This window comes from Brevundimonas abyssalis TAR-001, from assembly GCF_000466985.1.
In the GTDB taxonomy this organism is placed as follows: domain Bacteria; phylum Pseudomonadota; class Alphaproteobacteria; order Caulobacterales; family Caulobacteraceae; genus Brevundimonas; species Brevundimonas abyssalis.
In genome coordinates, this window is record NZ_BATC01000056.1 from 1 (window position 1) to 18,837 (window position 18,837).

Annotated in this window: 21 protein-coding genes; 12 read left to right on the plus strand and 9 right to left on the minus strand. The window is 67.7% G+C overall.

Annotated elements, in window-relative coordinates:
• From MBEBAB_RS11945 to MBEBAB_RS11955, 3 genes are all read left to right on the plus strand, one after another.
• On the plus strand, window positions 1–1,127 hold a 1,127-nt coding region (locus MBEBAB_RS11945), incomplete at its 5' end, for a biotin/lipoyl-containing protein (protein WP_045319290.1).
• Window positions 1,128–1,184: 57 nt separating this feature from the next.
• The gene (locus MBEBAB_RS15260) at window positions 1,185–1,679 is read left to right on the plus strand and encodes a DUF805 domain-containing protein (RefSeq protein ID WP_021698255.1); all 495 of its coding nucleotides are present in this window, start codon (window positions 1,185–1,187) and stop codon (window positions 1,677–1,679) included.
• A complete protein-coding gene (locus tag MBEBAB_RS11955) occupies window positions 1,676–2,089 on the plus strand; it encodes a DUF805 domain-containing protein (protein ID WP_045319291.1) in 414 nt (137 codons plus the stop codon). The genes MBEBAB_RS15260 and MBEBAB_RS11955 overlap by 4 nt, the downstream gene beginning before the upstream one ends.
• A gap of 3 nt (window positions 2,090–2,092) precedes the next feature.
• On the opposite strand, the gene MBEBAB_RS11960 is transcribed toward MBEBAB_RS11955, so the two are convergent.
• Window positions 2,093–3,868: a vWA domain-containing protein gene (locus MBEBAB_RS11960; protein ID WP_021698257.1), complete on the minus strand. Its 1,776-nt coding sequence runs from the start codon at window positions 3,866–3,868 to the stop codon at window positions 2,093–2,095.
• A gap of 122 nt (window positions 3,869–3,990) precedes the next feature.
• Complete coding sequence (locus MBEBAB_RS16290; protein WP_148291536.1) at window positions 3,991–4,368, minus strand: hypothetical protein; 378 nt, start codon at window positions 4,366–4,368, stop codon at window positions 3,991–3,993.
• A gap of 427 nt (window positions 4,369–4,795) precedes the next feature.
• Here MBEBAB_RS16290 and MBEBAB_RS11965 point away from each other — a divergent pair, with 427 nt between their 5' ends.
• A complete protein-coding gene (locus MBEBAB_RS11965; protein ID WP_045319292.1) occupies window positions 4,796–6,649 on the plus strand; it encodes a monovalent cation:proton antiporter-2 (CPA2) family protein in 1,854 nt (617 codons plus the stop codon).
• Window positions 6,650–6,712: 63 nt separating this feature from the next.
• Here MBEBAB_RS11965 and MBEBAB_RS11970 read toward each other — a convergent pair whose 3' ends face one another.
• Window positions 6,713–7,318 carry a DUF4168 domain-containing protein gene (locus MBEBAB_RS11970; RefSeq protein ID WP_045319293.1) on the minus strand — a complete coding sequence of 202 codons (606 nt, stop codon included), beginning with the start codon at window positions 7,316–7,318 and terminating at the stop codon, window positions 6,713–6,715.
• 243 nt (window positions 7,319–7,561) lie between these two features.
• On the opposite strand from MBEBAB_RS11970, the gene dusA reads away from it, so the two are divergent.
• Entirely contained in the window at window positions 7,562–8,590 is a 1,029-nt protein-coding gene (gene dusA, locus MBEBAB_RS11975; RefSeq protein ID WP_021698260.1) for a tRNA dihydrouridine(20/20a) synthase DusA, read from the plus strand.
• A 58-nt stretch (window positions 8,591–8,648) separates the two neighbouring features.
• Window positions 8,649–9,410, plus strand: coding sequence for a sulfite exporter TauE/SafE family protein (locus tag MBEBAB_RS11980; RefSeq protein ID WP_242397164.1), 762 nt, complete (start codon window positions 8,649–8,651; stop codon window positions 9,408–9,410).
• Here the strand turns inward: MBEBAB_RS11980 and MBEBAB_RS17720 are convergent, their stop codons facing one another.
• Genes MBEBAB_RS17720 through MBEBAB_RS11995 form a run of 3 tightly spaced genes read right to left on the minus strand, consistent with a single transcriptional unit; the run spans window position 9,411 to window position 10,971 of the window.
• On the minus strand, window positions 9,411–10,124 hold the full coding sequence (locus MBEBAB_RS17720; RefSeq protein ID WP_021698262.1) for an OmpA family protein: 714 nt from the start codon (window positions 10,122–10,124) through the stop codon (window positions 9,411–9,413).
• A gap of 41 nt (window positions 10,125–10,165) precedes the next feature.
• Window positions 10,166–10,690, minus strand: a complete 525-nt coding sequence (locus MBEBAB_RS11990) for a TIGR02281 family clan AA aspartic protease (RefSeq protein ID WP_021698263.1) — start codon at window positions 10,688–10,690, stop codon at window positions 10,166–10,168.
• Window positions 10,691–10,746: 56 nt separating this feature from the next.
• A complete protein-coding gene (locus tag MBEBAB_RS11995; protein WP_021698264.1) occupies window positions 10,747–10,971 on the minus strand; it encodes a DUF1289 domain-containing protein in 225 nt (74 codons plus the stop codon).
• 88 nt (window positions 10,972–11,059) lie between these two features.
• On the opposite strand from MBEBAB_RS11995, the gene MBEBAB_RS16575 reads away from it, so the two are divergent.
• From MBEBAB_RS16575 to MBEBAB_RS12005, 3 genes are all read left to right on the plus strand, one after another.
• Window positions 11,060–11,215 carry a hypothetical protein gene (locus tag MBEBAB_RS16575; protein ID WP_021698265.1) on the plus strand — a complete coding sequence of 52 codons (156 nt, stop codon included), beginning with the start codon at window positions 11,060–11,062 and terminating at the stop codon, window positions 11,213–11,215.
• Window positions 11,216–11,304: 89 nt separating this feature from the next.
• On the plus strand, window positions 11,305–11,607 hold the full coding sequence (locus tag MBEBAB_RS12000; protein ID WP_021698266.1) for a hypothetical protein: 303 nt from the start codon (window positions 11,305–11,307) through the stop codon (window positions 11,605–11,607).
• Between the two features lie 64 nt (window positions 11,608–11,671).
• A complete protein-coding gene (locus MBEBAB_RS12005; RefSeq protein ID WP_021698267.1) occupies window positions 11,672–12,475 on the plus strand; it encodes a crotonase/enoyl-CoA hydratase family protein in 804 nt (267 codons plus the stop codon).
• A gap of 7 nt (window positions 12,476–12,482) precedes the next feature.
• On the opposite strand, the gene MBEBAB_RS12010 is transcribed toward MBEBAB_RS12005, so the two are convergent.
• The 3 genes from MBEBAB_RS12010 to MBEBAB_RS12020 are packed head-to-tail and all read right to left on the minus strand — an operon-like array spanning window position 12,483 to window position 15,439.
• Window positions 12,483–13,487 (minus strand): HlyD family secretion protein, encoded by a 1,005-nt coding sequence (locus MBEBAB_RS12010; protein ID WP_045319300.1) that lies wholly within the window; start codon window positions 13,485–13,487, stop codon window positions 12,483–12,485.
• Window positions 13,488–13,514: 27 nt separating this feature from the next.
• Complete coding sequence (locus MBEBAB_RS12015) at window positions 13,515–14,267, minus strand: ABC transporter ATP-binding protein (RefSeq protein ID WP_021698269.1); 753 nt, start codon at window positions 14,265–14,267, stop codon at window positions 13,515–13,517.
• Window positions 14,264–15,439, minus strand: coding sequence for an ABC transporter permease (locus tag MBEBAB_RS12020; RefSeq protein WP_021698270.1), 1,176 nt, complete (start codon window positions 15,437–15,439; stop codon window positions 14,264–14,266). Before MBEBAB_RS12020 ends, MBEBAB_RS12015 begins: the two co-directional genes overlap by 4 nt.
• Before the next feature lie 200 nt (window positions 15,440–15,639).
• On the opposite strand from MBEBAB_RS12020, the gene MBEBAB_RS18445 reads away from it, so the two are divergent.
• The 3 genes from MBEBAB_RS18445 to MBEBAB_RS12030 form a co-directional block, all read left to right on the plus strand.
• Window positions 15,640–15,873 (plus strand): hypothetical protein, encoded by a 234-nt coding sequence (locus MBEBAB_RS18445; RefSeq protein ID WP_306302031.1) that lies wholly within the window; start codon window positions 15,640–15,642, stop codon window positions 15,871–15,873.
• Entirely contained in the window at window positions 15,801–17,714 is a 1,914-nt protein-coding gene (locus MBEBAB_RS12025; protein ID WP_306302032.1) for a S46 family peptidase, read from the plus strand. Before MBEBAB_RS18445 ends, MBEBAB_RS12025 begins: the two co-directional genes overlap by 73 nt.
• 209 nt (window positions 17,715–17,923) lie before the next feature.
• Window positions 17,924–18,837: S46 family peptidase (locus tag MBEBAB_RS12030; protein ID WP_045319295.1), on the plus strand; the 914-nt coding region annotated here is incomplete at its 3' end.

An 18,837-nucleotide genomic window follows, 5' to 3' on the forward strand; every position in this document is an offset into this window, starting at 1 on the left:
ACACCCGCCTGCAGGTGGAGCATCCGGTGACGGAGCTGATCACCGGGGTCGATCTGGTGGAGCAGATGATCCGCTCGGCCTGGGGCGAAGAGCTGAACCTGACCCAGAAGGATCTGAAGATCGACGGCTGGGCCATCGAGAGCCGCATCTACGCCGAGGATCCCTATCGCGGCTTCCTGCCGTCCATCGGGCGGCTGGTGCGCTACGACCAGCCCGCCGAGGGCGAGCAGGACGGCTATGTGGTGCGCAACGATTCCGGCGTCCGCGAGGGCGACGAGATCAGCATGTTCTACGATCCCATGATCGCCAAGCTGTGCGCCTGGGCCCCGACCCGCGAGGGCGCCATCGACGGCATGGGCCGGGCGCTGGAGGACACCCATCTGGAAGGCGTCGGCCACAACGTCCCCTTCCTGGCGGCGGTGATGGAGCAGGAGCGGTTCCGCTCGGGCGTGCTGTCCACCAGCTACATCAAGGACGAGTTCCCGGACGGCTTCGACGGCCTGCCGGTGGCGGGCTTCGGGCGGGATGTGATGATCGCGGCGGCGGCGGCCATGAACGAGATCCTCGCCGAACAGTCGGGCGATCCTTCGGACCGGTTCGAATGGGCCGTCCTGATCGGCGGCGAACGCCAGGGGATCATGGTGGGCTATGACGATGACGAGAGTCTGGTCATCGATCTGGACGGGGATCACACCCTGACCCTGACCGATATCGACTGGCGTCCCGGCCTGGCCCAATTCAAGGCGGTGCTCGCCGACGGCGCCGCCGAGGGCCGGCCCTTCACCGCCGAGGTGAAGCGCGCGCCGGACGGTTTCGACATCCGCTGGCGGGCCTCGAAGGCGCGGGTGCGGGTGCTGGCGCCCCACATCGCCGACCTCTACGCCCGCCTGCCGGAGAAGGAGGCGGCCGACACCTCCAAGCTGATCCAGTCGCCCATGCCGGGCCTGGTGGTCTCCATCAATGTGAAGCCGGGCCAGGCGGTGCAGTCCGGCGAGGCGGTGGCCGTGATCGAGGCCATGAAGATGCAGAACATCCTGCGCGCCGAGCACGACGGCACGGTCAAGACCGTCAGCGCCGCCGCCGGCGACAGCGTGGCCGCCGACGACGTGCTGGTGGAGTTCGAATAGGTTTGTCAGCCTCCGTCCGTCGGCTAGGCTGACCTTCCAATGGCCGGGGAGGGGCGAATGGACATCTTTTCCTTCAAGGGACGGGCGAACCGTCTGGAGTTCTGGCTGATCTGCTTCGGTCTGACGGTCGTGCTGATGTTGTTCAGCATGTTCGCGGGCATGATCCTCAGTGCGGTGCTGTCAGGGCTCTCTGCGGAAACCAGGGGATGGGCCCAGTTAACCTTCGGCCTGGTCGTCACCCTGCTGTTCCTTTGGCCCATCCTCGCCGTCGGCGTGCGCCGGGCGCATGATCGCGGCGCCAGCGGCAAGTGGTTCGTGCTTTTCTATGTTTCGTCCGTGGTGCTCAATCTGTGGTCCGCCGGAATGGACATGCGGGGCGTCCCCCTGGAGTCTGCGGAATCGACAGTGGTCGCCCTGCTGGGGTTGGTGTTCTTCGTCTTCTGGCTGTTCTTCCTTGTCACGCTCGGATTCCTGCCGGGCCGGCGGGAGCCAAACGCCTATGGTCCACCGGCGAACGCCAAGATCGAAAATTATCGCGCACCGGCGGGATGACGCGCACGGACGTTGCATCCAAAGCGCCCTTTACGGCAGCGCTGTTCCTGTCCCCGAAAGGGCGGATCGACCGGCGGCCGTTCGTTGTCGGCGTGGTCGTTCTGGTCGCGGTGCTGGCCCTGTTCCAGTGGTTCGCCGTGGGCCAGTGGTGGCATGTGCCGGTGGGCTGGGTCTTCTATCCGGCCTGGGTCTATGCGGCGGTGTGCGTGCTGGCCAAACGGCTGCATGACCGGGGGCGCAGCGGCTGGTGGGCGGCGGGCGTGCTGATCGGCTTCAACTTCATCTGGCCGTATCCGGACAGCCTGGTCGGCGCCGCGGGACTGATCGTCATCATCTGGGCCGCGGTCGAACTGGGGTGGATGAAGGGCGAGGAGGGGGCGAACCGGCACGGCCCGCCCCTCGACGCCTGATCGTCAGGGCCTGTCGCGGGGCGGCAGTTCGGACGCCGCCCGGATCATCTGAACGAAGGCGGCCCGCTCGCCATAGGGGTCGTCGCCGCGCGCGCCCTGGGCCAGGTCCAGCACCTGATCCCAGCCATAATCGGCGCCCAGCCACGGATCGCGGCGCAGGCGCTGGCCGAAGGCGGCGACGGCCAGGGCCCAACGGGTGCTTTCCGGCGCGGAAGCCGAGGCGGGGCCGGACACGGGCGTCTGCATCAGCACGGACTCGTCCTCGCCCGGCAGCTTGTAGCGCACCTGGACGAAGGCTAGTTCGTCCGACGTGGCGGGCGGCGCCTGGCGGGTGTCATAGCGACGCTCCGACAGCTGGGTCGGACCGCCCACGGGCGTGATCTCGTACAGCGCCGTCACCGAGGCGCCCGAGCCGACCTCGCCCGCGTCGACCGCGTCATTGTTGAAGTCGGCCTCGTCCAGCAGGCGCGTCTCGTAGCCGATCAGCCGCCATTCCGCGACATGGGCGGGGTTGAACTCCACCTGGATCTTCACGTCGTCGGCGATGGGGAAGGCGCCCCTGTCGAAGGCGGGACCGAACAGCCGCCGCGCCTCGTTCAGGCTGTCCACATAGGCCGCCGTGCCGTTCCCGGCCTGCGAGATGGTCTGCATGCGGGCGTCCTGGTAGTTGCCGCGCCCGAAGCCGTAGACCGACAGATAGATGCCGCTGTCCCGTTGCAGCGACACATACTCCTCGATGGAGCGGTTGTCGGTGACGCCCACGTTGAAGTCGCCGTCGGTGAACATGAGGATGCGGTTCACCCGGTCCTCGGCGTAGTTCACCCGCGCCTGGTCGTAGGCGTTGGTCATGCCGGTGGCGCCGGCGGTGCCGCCATAGGCACGCAGGCTCTCCACCGCGCAACGGATGCGCAGCTTGTCCGTGCCGGGGGTGGACTGCAGCGTCGTGCCCGCGCCCTCGGCGTAATAGGTCACGGCGACCGTATCCTGGGGCCGCAGCCGGTCGATGATCAGGTTCATGGTCCGCTGGGCCAGTTCCAGCTTGTCTGGACTGTTCATGGACCCGGACACATCGACCAGGAAGGTCAGGTTCAGCGGCCGACGCTGATCTTCGGGCAACTCATAGCCCTGAAGGCCCACATGGACGATCCGGCGGCCCTCGGCCCAGGGCGAGTCCACCACGGTGGTGGTGACCGCGAAGGGCTCGTCAGCGCTTTCGGGCTGTCCGTAGCCGTAGTCGAAATAGTTGATCATCTCCTCGACGCGCACGGCGTCGACGGGCGGAGACATGCCGTCATTGATGAAGCGCCGCACATTGGAATAGCTGGCCGTGTCCACGTCGATGGAGAAGGTCGAGACCGGCTCGTCCATCGTCCGGCGCACCGCATTGGGCGTGGCCTGGGGATAGGATTCGGGCGCCCCGGCGGTCACCGGGCCAGGCGCGATGCGTGTGCCTGTGACGACGATTGGCTGAGGCGCGGCCGGGCTGACCTGAGGCGAAGGTGCGCCGACGGGCGGCGGGGGAGGCGGCGGCGGCGGCGGAGGCGGAGGCGGAGGCGGCGACGCGGGCGGCGGCGGCGCTCCATAATGAAGGCTGGAGCTCATCGGCCGGGTGGGCGGCGCCGGAAACCGGGAATAGACGTTCACCGGCTCCTTGTAGATTTCGAAGCCCAGCGCCGCGCAGGCCGCGCGGGTCGGCGCGCCGTCGCCAGGCGCATAGGCCGATCCGCCCGATGGCGATTGCGCCCCCACAGGGGTGACCAGACCCAGGCTGGCGGCCATGCAGACCCCGACCTTCAACTTCCTTGAACCCAACATCGACAGCTCCCGAACCCCTGTGACCTTCATGAGGCCAGTCAAGATTGGTCGAAACTGTGGCGGAATATCCAGATGAAATCTGACCGCTATGAGCGATTGGCCGCGTCGAGGGTCGTGCTTTGTGCGGAAAATCGGGAGCGCGGGACCGGATGAAGATGGGTTGGAGGCTGAACTGCCTGGGTCGGGGTGTCCGCGATGCTTTGCCGAGGTTCCGGCAACTGAAATGTCCAGCTCAGCCCGATTTGGGCGCGGGTCCGGGGCCGCATCGGCCGAAGTGAAGCTGAAAGCGTGGAAAGGCGCTCTCTCACCCGAATGTGGCGAGACGTCGCTTCTGTCCCCCGGCGCTTGAAGGTCACGGCGCAGCCCCGCTGTTCATCGCCTCCAAGAGGCGCAATCTGCGCGATTTCATCCATGCTCAGGATGATGCGATGCCCATCCTCGTGGGTCAGTTCGATGAAGGTCATGACAGGCTTCGACCGATCCCCGGCCGGCCCGGCGGACGGTCCATGGCGGTCCGACTGATCAATGTGTCGCCCTTGTTCAGTACGATCTCTCGCGTATGGGCGAGGGTGGTTTTGACGGTTATGGGGTCAAGCCAGATGGCTGGCGTGTTGGGCATCAAATGTCCTCAAGGCGTGCGCCGGCAGTGTTCCGGGGAGGAAGCCGGCATGGCGACACAGGCATGGAGCTTGAGCGTCGCCGTGGTGGAAGAGCGCGGTAGAGCACGCCGCCGTTGGAGCGACCGTTTTAGCCAGCGTTTGAAATGAGCCTGAATCGCTCTTTCTGCCGGGCGAAGGCGACACCGCTGCATTCCGAGGTCTGGAAACAGGCGCGGGAAGGCTCGTGCTGCGACCTTTCGTGCCTATATTGCCCGGGTTGAAAGGGGATCCAATGGCCGACGCATCGACGGGAATGGAGCTGGGCCACGCGGTGGTCCTGTTGGGCGCGGCGGTGGTGGCGGCGCCCCTCTTCCGAAAACTGGGGCTGGGTTCGGTGCTGGGGTATCTGGCCGCCGGGCTTCTGATCGGGCCGTTCGGCCTGGGTCTTTTCGATGACCCCATGACCATCCTGCACGTGGCCGAGCTGGGCGTGGTGATGCTGCTGTTCATCATCGGCCTTGAGATGCGGCCATCACGGTTGTGGAGCCTCAGGCGCGAAATCTTCGGCCTCGGTGCGGCCCAGGTGGCGGCCTGCGCCCTGCTGCTGACCGGGGTCGGCATAGCCCTCGGCTTCACGCCCGCCGTGGCCCTGATCGGCGCGTGCGGTTTCGTGCTGTCGTCCACCGCCGTCATCATGCAGATGCTGGACGAACGCGGCGAGCGGATGGAGCCACAGGGACAAAGGGCGGTCTCGATCCTGCTGCTGGAGGATCTGGCCATCGTGCCGCTGCTTGCGCTGGTGGTCTTCATGGGCGCGGCCATGGGCACCGATTCCGGCGAGGCGACGCGACCGCTGTGGCAGGCGGTGCTGATCGGGCTTCTGGCCATCGCGGCCCTGGTGGGGGCGGGGCGCTATCTGCTGAACCCGCTGTTCCGCATCCTGGCCAACAGCGGCGCGCGCGAGGTGATGACCGCCGCAGCCCTTCTGGTGGTGCTGGGCGCCGCCCTGTTCATGCAGGTGGGCGGGCTGTCCATGGCCATGGGCGCTTTCCTGGCCGGGGTGCTGCTGTCGGACTCCACCTTCCGCCATCAGCTGGAGGCGGACATCGAGCCGTTCCGGGGCATCCTGCTGGGCCTGTTCTTCCTCAGCGTCGGCATGGCGCTGGACCTGGCCGTTGTGGCGTCGGACTGGATCCTGATCGCGGGGGCGGTGGTCGCCTTCATGGCCGTAAAGGGCATCGCGATCTATGCCGTGGCGCGGGTGTTCAAGGCCAGGCACCGCGAGGCGCTAGAGCGGGCGGCCCTGTTCGCTCAAGGGGGCGAGTTCGCCTTCGTGCTGTATGCCGCCGCCCTGACGGCCGGGGTGTTCGACGGACGCACCAGCGCGGTGATGACGGCGGTGGTGATCCTGTCCATGGCCCTGACGCCGGTGGTCACCCTGATCATCACCCGGTTCTTCCTGCCGGAAGAGAAGGGCCTGTCGCCCGACGGCGCGGACGGCGTGGATCGGGCCGACGACCTGCACGGTCGGGTGCTGATCATCGGCTTCGGCCGTTTCGCCCAGGTGGTCAGCCAGCCGCTGCTGGCCCGCGACGTGGACGTGTCGATCATCGAGAACGACGTGGAGATGATCCAGGCGGCGGGCAATTTCGGCTTCAAGGTCTACTATGGCGACGGGGCGCGGCTGGACGTGCTGCATGCGTCGGGGGCTGGGACCGCCGAGGCGGTTCTGGTGTGCGTGGACAAGCCCGAGGTCGCTGATCACATCGTCGAACTGGTGAAGGCGGAGTTCCCCCTGACGCGCCTGTACGTCCGCGCCTTCGACCGGGGCCATTCGCTGCGGCTGGTCAAGGCGGGCGTGGACTATGAGTTGCGCGAGACCTTCGAATCCGCCCTGAAGTTCGGCGGGCAGGTGTTGGCGGACATGGGCCTGGACGACCAAGGGGTGGCGGAAACCCTGGACGATGTGCGCCGTCGCGACGAGCAGCGCTTCGAGGCCCAGATCACCGGCGGCCTGACGGCGGGCCGGTCCCTCATGCGCGGCAATGTGGTGACGCCCCAGCCCGCACCCTATGTGCCGCCCAAGCGCGAGGCCAGGCCGCTCAGCGAGGAGACCGCCGACGTGCTGGAGGACGAGGACGCCTGACCCGCAAAGAAAAACGGCGCCCCAAAAGGAGCGCCGTTCATTTCGATCACGGTGTCGCCGCGATTACTGGCTGGACTGAGCGGCCGCCAGACCCACGCGGGCCTGAAGGTGCTGGTCCTGGCCGATGGCGCCGGAGATCTCGTTGAAGCGATCCAGCGTCAGGCCGGAGCCTTCGATGGCGGCGGCCATCTCAGCCTGCTGCTCGGCGGTGGGGGCCGCGCCGTTCAGGGACTGGGCGATGGGCTGCACGGCCGTCATGGCGGCGGCGAACTGACCGGCTTCGGCGTCGGTCACGCTCGCGGCGACGGAGCCTTCGGGCGAAGGGGGCGTAGCGGCGACAGCCACGCGGGCCTGCAGCACCGGGTCCGTCGAGACGGCTTGCGAGATGGCGTTGAAGCGGTCGATCTCCAGGCCCGAGCCTTCGACAACGGCGGCCATTTCAGCCTGCTGCTCGGGGGTCGGCTGACCGCCCTGGACCTGCTGGGCGATCGTCTGCAGCTGCCCCATGGCGCCGGCGAAAGCGGCCAGTTCGGCGTCAGTCGGTTCGCCAGTCGCGGCCGGAGCCTGCGCTTCGGCCTGGGCGCCCGCCTGCATGTCGGCTTCCTGAGCCGTGGCGGCGCCGGCGATAAGGGCGGCGGAGGAAACGGCGGCGATGAGCTTGAGACGCATGGATTGTCCTTCGAATTGTCCACTCGGTCCGATCAGAACCGTCACACGCGAACAAAGGTTCACGACTTCCCGTGCGAATGTGGAGTTGAATCAAGGGGAAGGTGGGAGGACCAAAGGATACCCCGGTCTTGCACGGCCATGCAACTAAGGCGGCAATCGGGCTCGAGGCGGCATGAAAACGGCCACGTTTCCCTTTATGTAAGGGTCTTCCGCACACCAGCGCCCCAGGATCGCCTCAACAAAGTGACGCCGCCCGCCCACCGATTTTCCGTCGCGCCGATGATGGACTGGACCGACCGGCACTGCCGGGCGCTGCACCGCGTCCTGAGCCGGCATGCCCTGCTCTATACGGAAATGGTCACGGCGCCGGCGGTGATCCATGGCGACCGCGACCGCCTGCTGGGCTTCGATCCGGTCGAGCATCCCGTGGCCCTGCAACTGGGCGGGTCCGAGCCGGATCAACTGGCCGAGGCCGCGCGGATCGGCCAGGACTTCGGCTATGACGAGATCAATCTGAATGTCGGCTGCCCGTCGGACCGGGTGCAGTCGGGCCGCTTCGGCGCCTGCCTGATGCGTGAACCGGAGCTGGTCGCCGACTGCATGGCGGCGATTCGCGGGGCCGTGACCGTTCCGGCGACCGTGAAGTGCCGCATCGGCGTGGACGATCAGGACCCGGTCGACAGCCTGTTCGCCACCGTGGACGCCAGCGCGGCCGTGGGCGTCACAACCTTCATCGTCCATGCCCGCAAGGCCTGGCTGAAGGGGCTGTCGCCCAAGGAGAACCGCGACGTGCCGCCGCTGGATTACGCCCTGGTGCGGCGCCTGAAGCGCGAGCGGCCGCATCTGACCGTCGTCATCAACGGCGGTGTTCCCGATCTGGACGCGGCCGAGGCCCATCTGGCGCCGGACGAGCATGGCGTTGCGCTGGACGGCGTCATGCTGGGCCGGGCGGCCTATCACGAGCCGGCGCTGCTGGGACAAGCCGACCGGCGGCTGTTCGGGGCGGATACGCCGGACGTGGACCCGTTCGAGGCCATCGCGCGGTACCGGCCCTATATGGCCGCGCGGCTGGAGGAGGGGGTGCATCTGCCCCACATGGCCCGGCACATGCTGGGCCTGATGCACGGGCGGCCGGGTGCGCGCACCTTCCGCCGCATCCTGACGGTGGAGTCGATCCGCCCGGGCGCCGGGCTGGAGGTTGTGGATCAGGCCGTCGAGGCGGTGCGCGAGGCCGAGGCCAAGCGGGACGCCCGCGAGGAAGAGGCGGCGTGAACGGCCTTCCGGTCGCCGACCTGCTGCTGATGGCGGTCGCCTGGCGGGGGCCGGAGCCGTGGCGGGGGTGATCGGCGGGCTGTTCGGCGTCGGCGGCGGCACCGTGCTGGTGCCCGCCCTGTTCTACGCCTTCTCGGTGCTGGGCGTGGGCGGCGAGAGCAATCTGCATGTGGCCATCGGCACCTCGCTGCTGACCATCGTCGCCACGTCCTGGAAGTCGCTGGCAACGCACAGGGCGCACGGCGCTGTGGACGAGACGGTGCTGCGCACCTGGACGCCGTGGGTGGCGCTGGGCGGCCTGATCGGAGCCGCCATCGCGGGGGTGACCTCCATGGGGGGGCTGGCCATCGTCTATGGCGCCTGTCTGTTGCTGGTGGCGGCGCAGATGGGACTGTTGCCTGAGCGGATCACCTTGAGGCCTGACCTGCCCACCGGCTGGGGTCGGCGCGGCGTGGGCACGCTGATCGGCGGGCTGTCGGCCATGATGGGCGTGGGCGGCGGCAGCCTGGGCGGCATGACCATGGTGCTGTGCGGACGACCGATCCATCAGGCCGTGGCCACCGCCTCGGGCTTCGGACTGGCCATCGGCGCGGCGGCGGCGCTGGGTTTCGCGGTGTTCGGCTGGGGCGCGGAGGGACGGCCGCCCCTGTCGCTGGGCTACGTCAATATTCCGGCCGCCGCGATCATGGGGCTGCTGACCGCCCTGACGGCGCCCATCGGCGCGCGCCTGGCGCACCGTCTGAACCGGCGCGTGCTGAAGAAGGCGTTCGCGGTCTATCTGCTGGCCACGGCGATCTCGGTGGTCGTGAAGGCCCTCTGATCACCAAGGCGTGTATGACCCGTCCGATCGAGGACGCCTGAGGTGAACGCTTACGCGTCGATTGAGCATCTCGGGACCCGTTGACGGCCGGGCCAGCAGACGGTCGGCCGATCCGCGCACGGTGATCATGTTTTCGGACACACCCATGAATATGAGCTGGTCGGCCACGGCCTGAGCCCTCTGTTCGCTCAAAGCCTGATTGAGCCCATCAGGTCCCACGGTGTCCGTATGCCCATCGACCAGCACGCGCGTTTCGGGCGTGATATGAAAGCGCGTCCGCCGCAACCACCAGCGATGCAGGGCGGTAATCTCCGTTGAACCGCTCTCGAAATGCAGCCTCGGCATGTCGAAGTGACTCAGGCGCGGCGGGGCTCGACGGGACCATACGGCGACACTGTCCCCACAACCCGCAGGGTTAAGCTCCACGATGACACGGCCGGGACCGACCCCGGCCAGGAACAGCTCCGAGGCCACCAGTTCCGTTCTGCTCAGGTGCGGATCGGTGACGACATTGGGTTCGCACCCCTCCACCACGAGTTCGTGGCGAGGAAAGGCATCGCCTTGCGCTGTCAGCCAGGCGGCGATTTCGTGAACGGTTCTGTAGCCCTGGGGCGCCAGGCGTCCGCCGTCACGGGTTGCGACCGCCCACTCCTGAGCCTGTGTGGGGGACTGCCAGAAACCGCAGATCATCAGAAAGATCAGTGCCGAGCGCATGACACATCATCACCCGATCAAGGCTGCGAGTCACTCAGGGTTCAGGGACGCAGCGTCAGGCCGTGGGGCGTGGCCTCGATGCGGGACAGCCGGCCCAGATAGCTCATGCCCAGCAGGGACGCGGGCAGGCCCCGCTCGACCACCAGGGCCTGAACCCGCTCGACGCGCGCGCCGGCCACCGCCACATGGGCCAGTTCGATGCGCGCCGCGCGGCCCTCGCCGTTGGCGGTGACCACCGTGTGGTCGAAGTCCTCGGATTCCAGCATGAAGCCAAGCCGCAGCGCGTCGTCGCGGGTCAGGGCCACGACGCTGGCGCCGGTGTCCACCAGCACACGCACCGCACGCCCGTTGATGTCGGCTTCGGCCCAGTAGTGGCCGTCGGCGGCGCGGATGATCTGGGCCGCTTGACCGGTCGCCCTTGCGGAGGGCGCGGATGCGCTCATCAGGACGGGCGCGGCCTGGGCCCGGCCGGCGTCGCCCAGATGGCTGACGCCGTAGCCGAGCACGCCCGCGGCCGTCAGGGCCAGGGCGAACATCACGCCGGACTGGAAATCGAAACGCGCCATGCAGCCACCATGACCCAAAGCCCTTGGCGTCCGGTGAAACGGCGTGGTGAACGAATTCAGAATCTGAGGGCGGGATCCAGGCGATCCTTGCGCGAAGGCAAGTCGGCCATGATCCGGGCCCGCTCCTCATCGGTCAGCTTCGACCAGCCGCCGATCTCGCCGAGCGTGCGCAGGCATCCCAGGCACAGGCCCGAACGTCCATCCACGGTGCAGACCTGGATGCAGGGCGTGGCGACCGGGCGAGGCGGGCGACTTGAATTCGGGGCGTTGAATTCCGACATTGGTCCTGACGCGACACGACCAAGAAGGTGAAATCCCCAACCGGCGCGCCGCGTCTTCTTTCATCGTTCTCGAAAGGAGACGCCCACAATGAACGATAAGCACTTCAACCTCCAGAACGCCGTCATGCAGTTCGCCCTTGTGGGCGGCACGGCCTTCAACACCCGGACCGTGCCCTCCAACCGGCTTCGCCGCCGGCCTCTGGAGAAGCTGTCCAACACCCTGAAACTGCGGAGACGACCGTAGGCGGTGCAACCGTGCCGCTTGCCATGAGCGCGTTTTGCGGTGCACACTTGTCATCACACACTGTTCGACGCGAATGATTGGATGATGTCATGATGATCAGCCTGCTCTCCGCTGCGGCCATGGCCCTGACTCTTCAGGCCCAGCCCGAGCTCCAGACCGACGCCCAACCGGCCACGCCCGAGGTTGAGGCCGAAGCGGCACAGACCCGCGCGGACCGTCGCAACGAGCGCGTTTGCGAGCGTCGACCGGTGACGGGATCGGGCATCGCTCGCCGGGTCTGCTCTACGCGCGGCGAGATGGAAGACCGCGCTGAGGCGGACCGCCAGCGGCTGGAAAGCATGCAGGGCGTGATCACGGTCGACCAGTCCAACGGTTTCGCCCCCCCTCAGTAATCTGCTCAATCTGATCAAACAGGACCCCGGTCCCCCAGGGCCGGGGTTTTTCTATGGACGAGACATGACCAGCGCACTGATCTCGGCGGAGCGACGCGGCGCCGTCCACATCCTGACCCTGAACCGGCCCGAGCGGCTGAACGCCCTGCCGGACCTTGAGGACGGCGACGCCTTCGCCGCCGTCTGTGAGGGAATCAACGCCGATCCATCCGTGCGCTGCGCCGTCATCACGGGAGCGGGCAGGGCGTTCTCGGCGGGCGGCGACCTCAGGGCCATGAAGGACCGCCGCGATCTGTTCGAGGGGTCCGGCGCCGAGATCCGCGAGCGATATCGCCGGGTGGTCCACCGCATCGTGCGGTCGCTGTACGCACTGGAGGTTCCGCTGGTCGCGGCTGTGAACGGCCCGGCCATGGGGCTGGGCTGCGACATCGCCGGACTGGCCGACATCCGCATCGCCTCCGACCGCGCCAGCTTCGGCGTGCCGTTCCTCAAGCTCGGCATCATTCCCGGCGACGGCGGGTCATGGCTGCTGCCGCGCAACGTCGGCTATGCGCGCGCCGCCGAGATGCTGTTCACGGCCCGCTCCATCGATGCGGAGACCGCGGAGCGATGGGGTCTGGTCAATCGCGTCGTCGCCCATGACGACCTGATGGACGAGGCGATGGCGACGGCGGAGCAGGTGGCCGCCCACGCGCCCCAGGCCCTGCGCATGGCCAAGAGCCTCCTGCGGCAGGGGCGCGACATGAATTTCGATCAGATGCTGGAGATGTCGGCGGCCATGCAGGCCCTGGCCCACCTGACCGACGACCATATCGAAGGCGTGTCGGCGGTGCTGGACAAGCGGCCGGCGGATTTCACCGGCCGCTGAAGCCCCTTTACGGCGTACGCATCGCCTGATCCGGCCCGACCCCGACACTGACTTCGCGCTCGGCGCCGGCGGTCTGGCCCGGCTTCATGAACTTCACAAGCACCCGCTGGCCGATCAGGAAGGGGGCTTCGTTGGCCGAGACCACGACCTCAACCACCCGCTCGTCGGCGCGCTGGGACGGATCATCCGACTGCAGGCGGCGGGCGCCGAACAGGCCGGCGCGGCGCAACACTTCACCCACGTAAACCTGGTCGGGGTCACCCTCGGGGGTGATCTCCACCTGCTGCCCGATGGTGATGTTGGGGATGTCCGCCTCCACGATTTCGGCGCGCACGATGCGGTCGGTCATGGGCTCCAGGTCGAACATGGTGGAGACGTTCAGGGTCGAGGCGCCCGCGCCCGGCTGGGCGTAGCGTCGGGCGATGCGGCCGGCCATGGGCGCACGGATGGCGGTGAGTTCGAGATTGTACTGCGCCTCATTCAGCCGGGCCTGCGCTGTCTGGACGGAGGCGCGCTGGCTGTTCAGCCGAGCCTCGGCCATGGCGATGGCGTCGCGGGCCTGATCCAGGCGCTGCGCAGCGATGAAGTTGCTGTCGGCCAGACGGTTCATACGTTCGAATTCACGCCGGGCGGTGTTCAGATCCACCTCGATCGCGGCCAGCTGCGAGCGCGCCTGGGCGACCTCGGCGGATGCGCGCTGCACAGCCAGACGAGGTTCGTCGTCCTCCTGACGAGCCAGGATCTGTCCCGCCGTGACTTCGTCACCTTCGTTGACATAGACCTCGCGAACCACGCCGCCGCGTCGGGCAGCCACCTGGATCACGCCGCCTTCCACGTCCGCGCGACCGTTGGCGATGGCGGCGTAAGGGCTTTCCGGCGCCGAGGCGGTGGCGGCCTCCAGCTCAGCCTGTCGCTGCTGTCCCTGGCCCTGCATGAACAGGAAGCCGCCGATCAGCAGGATGACCACCACGAGAGCGATCCAGGTGCGCTTTTTCTTCAGGAAACCGGGGATGGACATGGGTTGCTCTTTTTCTGGTCTTTAGTGGGCCGAGGCCAGCATCGGGTTCGCCTCGGGCGTCCGTCGCTGGTCGTCTAGAATGCGGCCGTCTTCGATGTGGATGACACGGTCGGCCCAGGCTTCAAGCCGGGGGTCGTGGGTGACACAGATCACTGCGGCGCCGTGCTCTGTGGCGGCGCGGCGCAACAGGCGGATCACCACCTGTCCGTTTTCGCCGTCCAGCGCCGAGGTGGGTTCGTCGGCGAACAGGATCTGAGGGTTTTTGGCGAGCGCGCGAGCGATGGCCACACGCTGCTTCTCGCCGCCGGACAATGCCGACGGGCGCTGGTGCAGACGCGGGCCCAGGCCGACTTCTTCCAGTGCGGCGGTGGCCTGGCGACGCGCATTATCGCCCGAGAGCCCCTGATACTTGAGAACCGTCGTGACTTGCTGCAACGCGGACAGCGCCGGGAAAAGGTTGAAGCCCTGGAAGATGAAGCCGCAGTGATCCAGACGGAATTTGTCGATGCGTCCGGAGGAGAGCTTCCACAGGTTATCCACGTCCAGCGCGTCCACCCGGCCCGCATCAGGCTTCAACAGGCCGGACAGGGCTGCGATCAGCGTGGACTTGCCGGATCCCGAGGGCCCCATGACCATGGTCAGGTCGCCGTGCCGGGCGTCGAAATCGACTCCCTTCAGCACTTCGATGTGGGTGCGGCCGGTCTTGAAGCGTTTGACCAGACCCTTGGCCTCGATGGCGAAGTCGCCGTGCTTTCCATGTGTCGCGGTGGTCATCGCAGCAAATCCGCGGGCTGGCTGTTCTTGAGGATGCCGAGCGACAGAAGGCCCGACACCATGGCGATGATCACCAGTCCGCCGCCCACGATCAGAAGAAGACTGATGGGCAGGGCGATGATGACGGCGTTGGCGCTGGCCAGCAGCGACACCAGCCAGGTCAGGAAGATGGCGGCGACCACACCCACCAGACCCACCCAGAAGCTGAGCTCGAGCACGATCCGGCGCAGGGACCCCATGCTGACGCCCAGGGCTCTGAGAGAGGCGAACTCCTTGATGTTGGCCATGATGGCGCCGCGCAAGGTCTGCCAGGTGATGGCCACGCCGATGATGGCCCCCAGAACGACGCAGCCGCCGATGATGATGACCAGTATGCCTTCCTCGAACATGGCGCCGGCGTTGGCCTCGGCCAGCTCGACGCGGGTCCAGGCGCGGTAGGCCCCCCGGCTGGCTGCGTTGATCTGAGCCGCCACGATTTCGGCGCGCGCCGGATCCTCGATGGCGATCATCAACGGCCCGACCCTGGGGCTTGAATCGCTGGTCTGCCCCATCATCCGCAGGGTGTCCCGCGAGGTGACGATGGTGGGCTGCATCATGTTCGGATAGCCGCGGATCACACCGACCACCGTCACGGTCTGGCCGTTGTAGATCGCCCTGTCTCCGAGCTGGACGCCCAGGGTCGGCAGGGCGGATTCATCGACGGCGACGGTGAAGGGCTGTCGCAGCGCCTCCACCAGCTCATCGGAGTAATCGACAGGTATGGTCACCGAACCGGGCGCCGTGTCGATGACGTTGACCATGACGTTGCGCTGGCGAGGAGCGCCCTGCCGCGCCCGGTCAGCCGCGGACATTGTCGGGTCGATGTTGCGGATGTTCTGGAACATGCCGCCGGACATGGCCAGCGGCCTGACCTGAACCACTTCCGGGTGATTGTAGATCAGCGGGATGTACCGACGCGGCATGCCCATCGGGCCGCTGAACAGCGCCGTGGCGCCGGGCGGCAGAACGATGACATCGGCGCTTGAGCGCTCAATGGCGGCCGTGAAGCCCTTGCCGATGCCGATGAACACACCGGTCATGGCCAGCACCAGCAGGCCGGACAGGGCCAGCGCCATGACCGCGGCCATGTAGCGGCGCCATTCGTAGAGCAGCGTTGCAAGCGCGAGTGACATCGAACCCCCTTCGTTGTCCCCCTGTCTGAAGGCCAGCGTTCGCCGGGCCAAGTTAAATCGGGGTAAGGGTCGGAAAGACGGGCCGTTTTCCCTTTCACATCAAGGTGTCGGCCTCAGTGCTGGCGCGCCGGACCCGGCCTTGCTAGTCAGTTCGCCCACAAGCGCCGCGGTTGATCGGCGCGCTCAGGGAGCCTTCACCCATGTCGCTTCGCCTCACCGTTTCGGCCGCCGTCCTGGCGCTGGCCGCCTTCGCCTCGTCCGCCGCCCAGGCCGACGAAGGCATGTGGACCTTCGACAATTTTCCCACCGCCACGGTGAACGCGAAATACGGCACCGACATCGATCAGCGTGGCTGGACAGCGTGCGCGGCGCGGCCGTCCGTCTGTCCAGCGGCTGCTCGGCCTCGGTGGTCTCGGGCCAGGGGCTGGTGCTGACGAATCACCACTGCGTGGTGTCCTGCGTCCAGGACCTGTCGGACGCCGAGAATGACTATGTCCAGAACGGCTGGATGCCCGCCGCCCGCGAGCAGGAGCGCCAGTGCCCCGGCGTGCAGGCCCAGATCCTCACCGAAATCACCGACGTCACCGATCAGGTGCTGACGGCGGGTGCGGGCCTTGAGGGCGCCGCCTTCGTCCAGGCCCGCAACGCGGTCAGCCGCGCCATTCAGGAAGAGGCCTGCGGCGACGACGACACCCGCACCTGCCAGGTCATCAGCTTCTATCGCGGCGGGCGTTTCGCTCTCTACGAGTACCGCAACTATTCCGACGTCCGTCTGGCCTTCGCGCCGGAGTTCCAGGCGGCCTTCTTCGGCGGCGACCCGGACAATTTCAACTATCCCCGCTACGCCCTGGATGCGGCCTTCCTGCGCCTCTACGAGAACGGCCAGGTCGTCGAGACCCCGAACCACCTGACCTGGAACCCCGCCCCGCCGACCGAGGGCGAGCCGGTGTTCGTGGCGGGCAACCCGGGCTCGACCTCGCGTCTGCTGACCGTGGCCCAGCTGGAGAACCTGCGCGACCAGCAGATCCCCGTCAGCCAGCTGCAGCGCTCGGAGCTGCGCGGCCGTCTGATCGCCTTCGGCGAGCGCGGCGAGGAGCAGGAGCGCGTGGCGCTGGACACCCTGTTCGGCGTGGAGAACAGCTTCAAGGCCTTCTATGGCCAGCAGCTGGCCCTGAACGACGGGGACTTCATGGGGACCAAGCGCGAGCAGGAGGCCGAGCTTCGCGCCGCCGTCGCCGCCGACCCCGCCCTGGCCGAGCGCATCGGCGATCCCTGGACCGAGCTTGAGACGGTGCAGTCGTCCGTCGAGGAGCTGTATCTGCCGTATCGCCAGCTGGAATCGGCGGCGGGCGGCGGATCGACCCTCTACAGCTACGCCCGCGCCATCGTTCGCGCGGCCCGGGAAGGCGCCAAGCCGGCCGGCGAGCGCCTGCCGGAGTACGCCTCGGAAACCGGCCTGACCAACCTGCGCCGCCGCCTGGCGGACGGAACGCCGGTGTCCTCCGAACTGGATCAGCTGCTGCTGGGCTTCTGGCTGTCCAAGACCCGCGAATACCTGACCACCGACAATGCGGCGGTCCAGACCCTGCTGGGGAATGAAAGCCCCGAGGGCCTGGCCGAGCGGCTGGCCACGGGCACGACCCTGACCGATCCGGCCGTGCGCACCGCCCTGTTCGACGGCGGACTGGCGGCGGTGGAGGCTTCGACCGATCCGATGATCCAGTTCGTCCTGCGCACCGAAGGCCTGGGCCGCGAGCCCCGCGCCCAGTGGGAGCAGCGCGTGTCGGCCCCCACCGGCCAGGCGGCCGAGCGCATCGCCCAGGCCCGCTTCGCCGTCTATGGCGACAGCCAGTATCCCGACGCCACCTTCAGCCTGCGGCTCAGCTACGGCGCCGTCGAGGGCTGGAGCTATCGCGGCGTGGACGTTCCGCCCATGACCTACATCGGCGGCCTGTACGAGCGGGCCACCGGCGCCGAGCCCTATAACTTGGCGTCGCGCTGGGCCGAGGCCGAGGGTCGCGTGAACCACGAGACCGTCTACGACTTCGTCTCCACCAACGACATCATCGGCGGCAACTCAGGCTCGCCGGTGATCAACGCCCGGGGCGAGGTGATCGGCGCGGCCTTCGACGGCAACATCCATTCGCTGGGCGGCGCGTTCGGCTATGACGGAGAGCTGAACCGGACGGTCTCGGTCTCCACAGCCGCCGTGACCGAGGCCTTGCGGAACGTCTATCGTCTGCCGCACCTGCTGGAAGAACTGGGCGTGGAGTAAGCGCCTCCAACCTTCTCCCGGTGGGAGAAGGGGGACCCGCGCACCGGAGCGCGCAGCGCGGAGGTCCTTGCGTGGGGGATGAGGGTTCGGTGGTTCCGCAAGGACTCGCCCGACCCTCACCCTGCGCGCTCAAGAAGCGGTCTGCTTCGCATCCCGCTGCGCGCAGCCCTCTCCCATCGGGAGAGGGGCCCTGCCTGAAGGAGACCACCATGCGCCTGTTCCTCACCGCCTCCGCCGCCGTCCTGGCCCTGGCCGCCGCGTCTTCGGCTTCGGCCGAAGAGGGCATGTGGACCTATGACAACTTCCCGATCCAGCGCGCCAACACGGCGCTGGGGACGGACATCGACCAGGCGTGGCTGGACCATGCGCGGCTGTCGTCGGTGCGCCTGACCACCGGCTGTTCGGCGGGCATCGTGTCGGGCGAGGGACTGGTGATGACCAACAATCACTGCGTCTCGTCCTGTGTGCAGAACATCTCGACGCCCGAGGTGCAGTACGCCGAGACCGGCTTCACCCCGGCCAGCCGTGAAGAAGAGCGTCGCTGCCCCGGCATGCAGGCCGAGGTGCTGATCGACATTTCCGACGTGACGGAGCGCATGCAGGCGGCGGGGCAGGGGCTGGACGGCTCGGCCTTCACCCGCGCCCGCGACGCCGAATCCGGCGCCATCGAGAGCGCGGCCTGCGAGGGCCGGGACGACCTGCGCTGTCAGGTGGTCAGCCTGTATCGCGGCGGCCAGTTCAAGCTCTACACCTTCCGCAAATACGCCGACGTGCGCCTGGCCTTCGCGCCGGAAGAGCGCGCCTCGTCCTTCGGCGGCGACCTGGACAATTTCAGCTTCCCCCGCTTCGCCCTGGATGCGGCCTTCCTGCGTCTCTACGAGAACGACCGGCCGGTCGCGACCGAGACCCACTTCACCTGGAACGCCGACGCGCCGACGCCGGGCGAGGCGGTGTTCGTCTCGGGCACGCCGGGGTCGACCCAGCGCCTGCTGACCCAGGACCAGCTGGCCACCGTGCGTGACGTGGTCCTGCCCATGGACCAGCTGATCGCGTCCGAACTGCGCGGGCGCCTGATCCGCTTTTCGCAGGAAAGCGACGAGAACCGCTTCATCGCCTCATCCGC

What these genes read in the sequence shown, in the direction of transcription:
- MBEBAB_RS12015 (WP_021698269.1), bottom strand. Translation starts at nt 14,267, where the DNA reads ATGACCACCGCGACACATGGAAAGCACGGCGACTTCGCCATCGAGGCC.
- MBEBAB_RS12020 (WP_021698270.1), bottom strand. Translation starts at nt 15,439, where the DNA reads ATGTCACTCGCGCTTGCAACGCTGCTCTACGAATGGCGCCGCTACATG.
- MBEBAB_RS12000 (WP_021698266.1), top strand. Translation starts at nt 11,305, where the DNA reads ATGATGATCAGCCTGCTCTCCGCTGCGGCCATGGCCCTGACTCTTCAG.
- MBEBAB_RS18445 (WP_306302031.1), top strand. Translation starts at nt 15,640, where the DNA reads ATGTCGCTTCGCCTCACCGTTTCGGCCGCCGTCCTGGCGCTGGCCGCC.
- MBEBAB_RS17720 (WP_021698262.1), bottom strand. Translation starts at nt 10,124, where the DNA reads ATGCGCTCGGCACTGATCTTTCTGATGATCTGCGGTTTCTGGCAGTCC.
- MBEBAB_RS11990 (WP_021698263.1), bottom strand. Translation starts at nt 10,690, where the DNA reads ATGGCGCGTTTCGATTTCCAGTCCGGCGTGATGTTCGCCCTGGCCCTG.
- MBEBAB_RS11960 (WP_021698257.1), bottom strand. Translation starts at nt 3,868, where the DNA reads ATGGCCGCCAGCCTGGGTCTGGTCACCCCTGTGGGGGCGCAATCGCCA.
- MBEBAB_RS15260 (WP_021698255.1), top strand. Translation starts at nt 1,185, where the DNA reads ATGGACATCTTTTCCTTCAAGGGACGGGCGAACCGTCTGGAGTTCTGG.
- MBEBAB_RS12005 (WP_021698267.1), top strand. Translation starts at nt 11,672, where the DNA reads ATGACCAGCGCACTGATCTCGGCGGAGCGACGCGGCGCCGTCCACATC.
- MBEBAB_RS11965 (WP_045319292.1), top strand. Translation starts at nt 4,796, where the DNA reads ATGGCCGACGCATCGACGGGAATGGAGCTGGGCCACGCGGTGGTCCTG.
- MBEBAB_RS11995 (WP_021698264.1), bottom strand. Translation starts at nt 10,971, where the DNA reads ATGTCGGAATTCAACGCCCCGAATTCAAGTCGCCCGCCTCGCCCGGTC.
- MBEBAB_RS11955 (WP_045319291.1), top strand. Translation starts at nt 1,676, where the DNA reads ATGACGCGCACGGACGTTGCATCCAAAGCGCCCTTTACGGCAGCGCTG.
- MBEBAB_RS11970 (WP_045319293.1), bottom strand. Translation starts at nt 7,318, where the DNA reads ATGCGTCTCAAGCTCATCGCCGCCGTTTCCTCCGCCGCCCTTATCGCC.
- MBEBAB_RS16290 (WP_148291536.1), bottom strand. Translation starts at nt 4,368, where the DNA reads ATGACCTTCATCGAACTGACCCACGAGGATGGGCATCGCATCATCCTG.
- MBEBAB_RS16575 (WP_021698265.1), top strand. Translation starts at nt 11,060, where the DNA reads ATGAACGATAAGCACTTCAACCTCCAGAACGCCGTCATGCAGTTCGCC.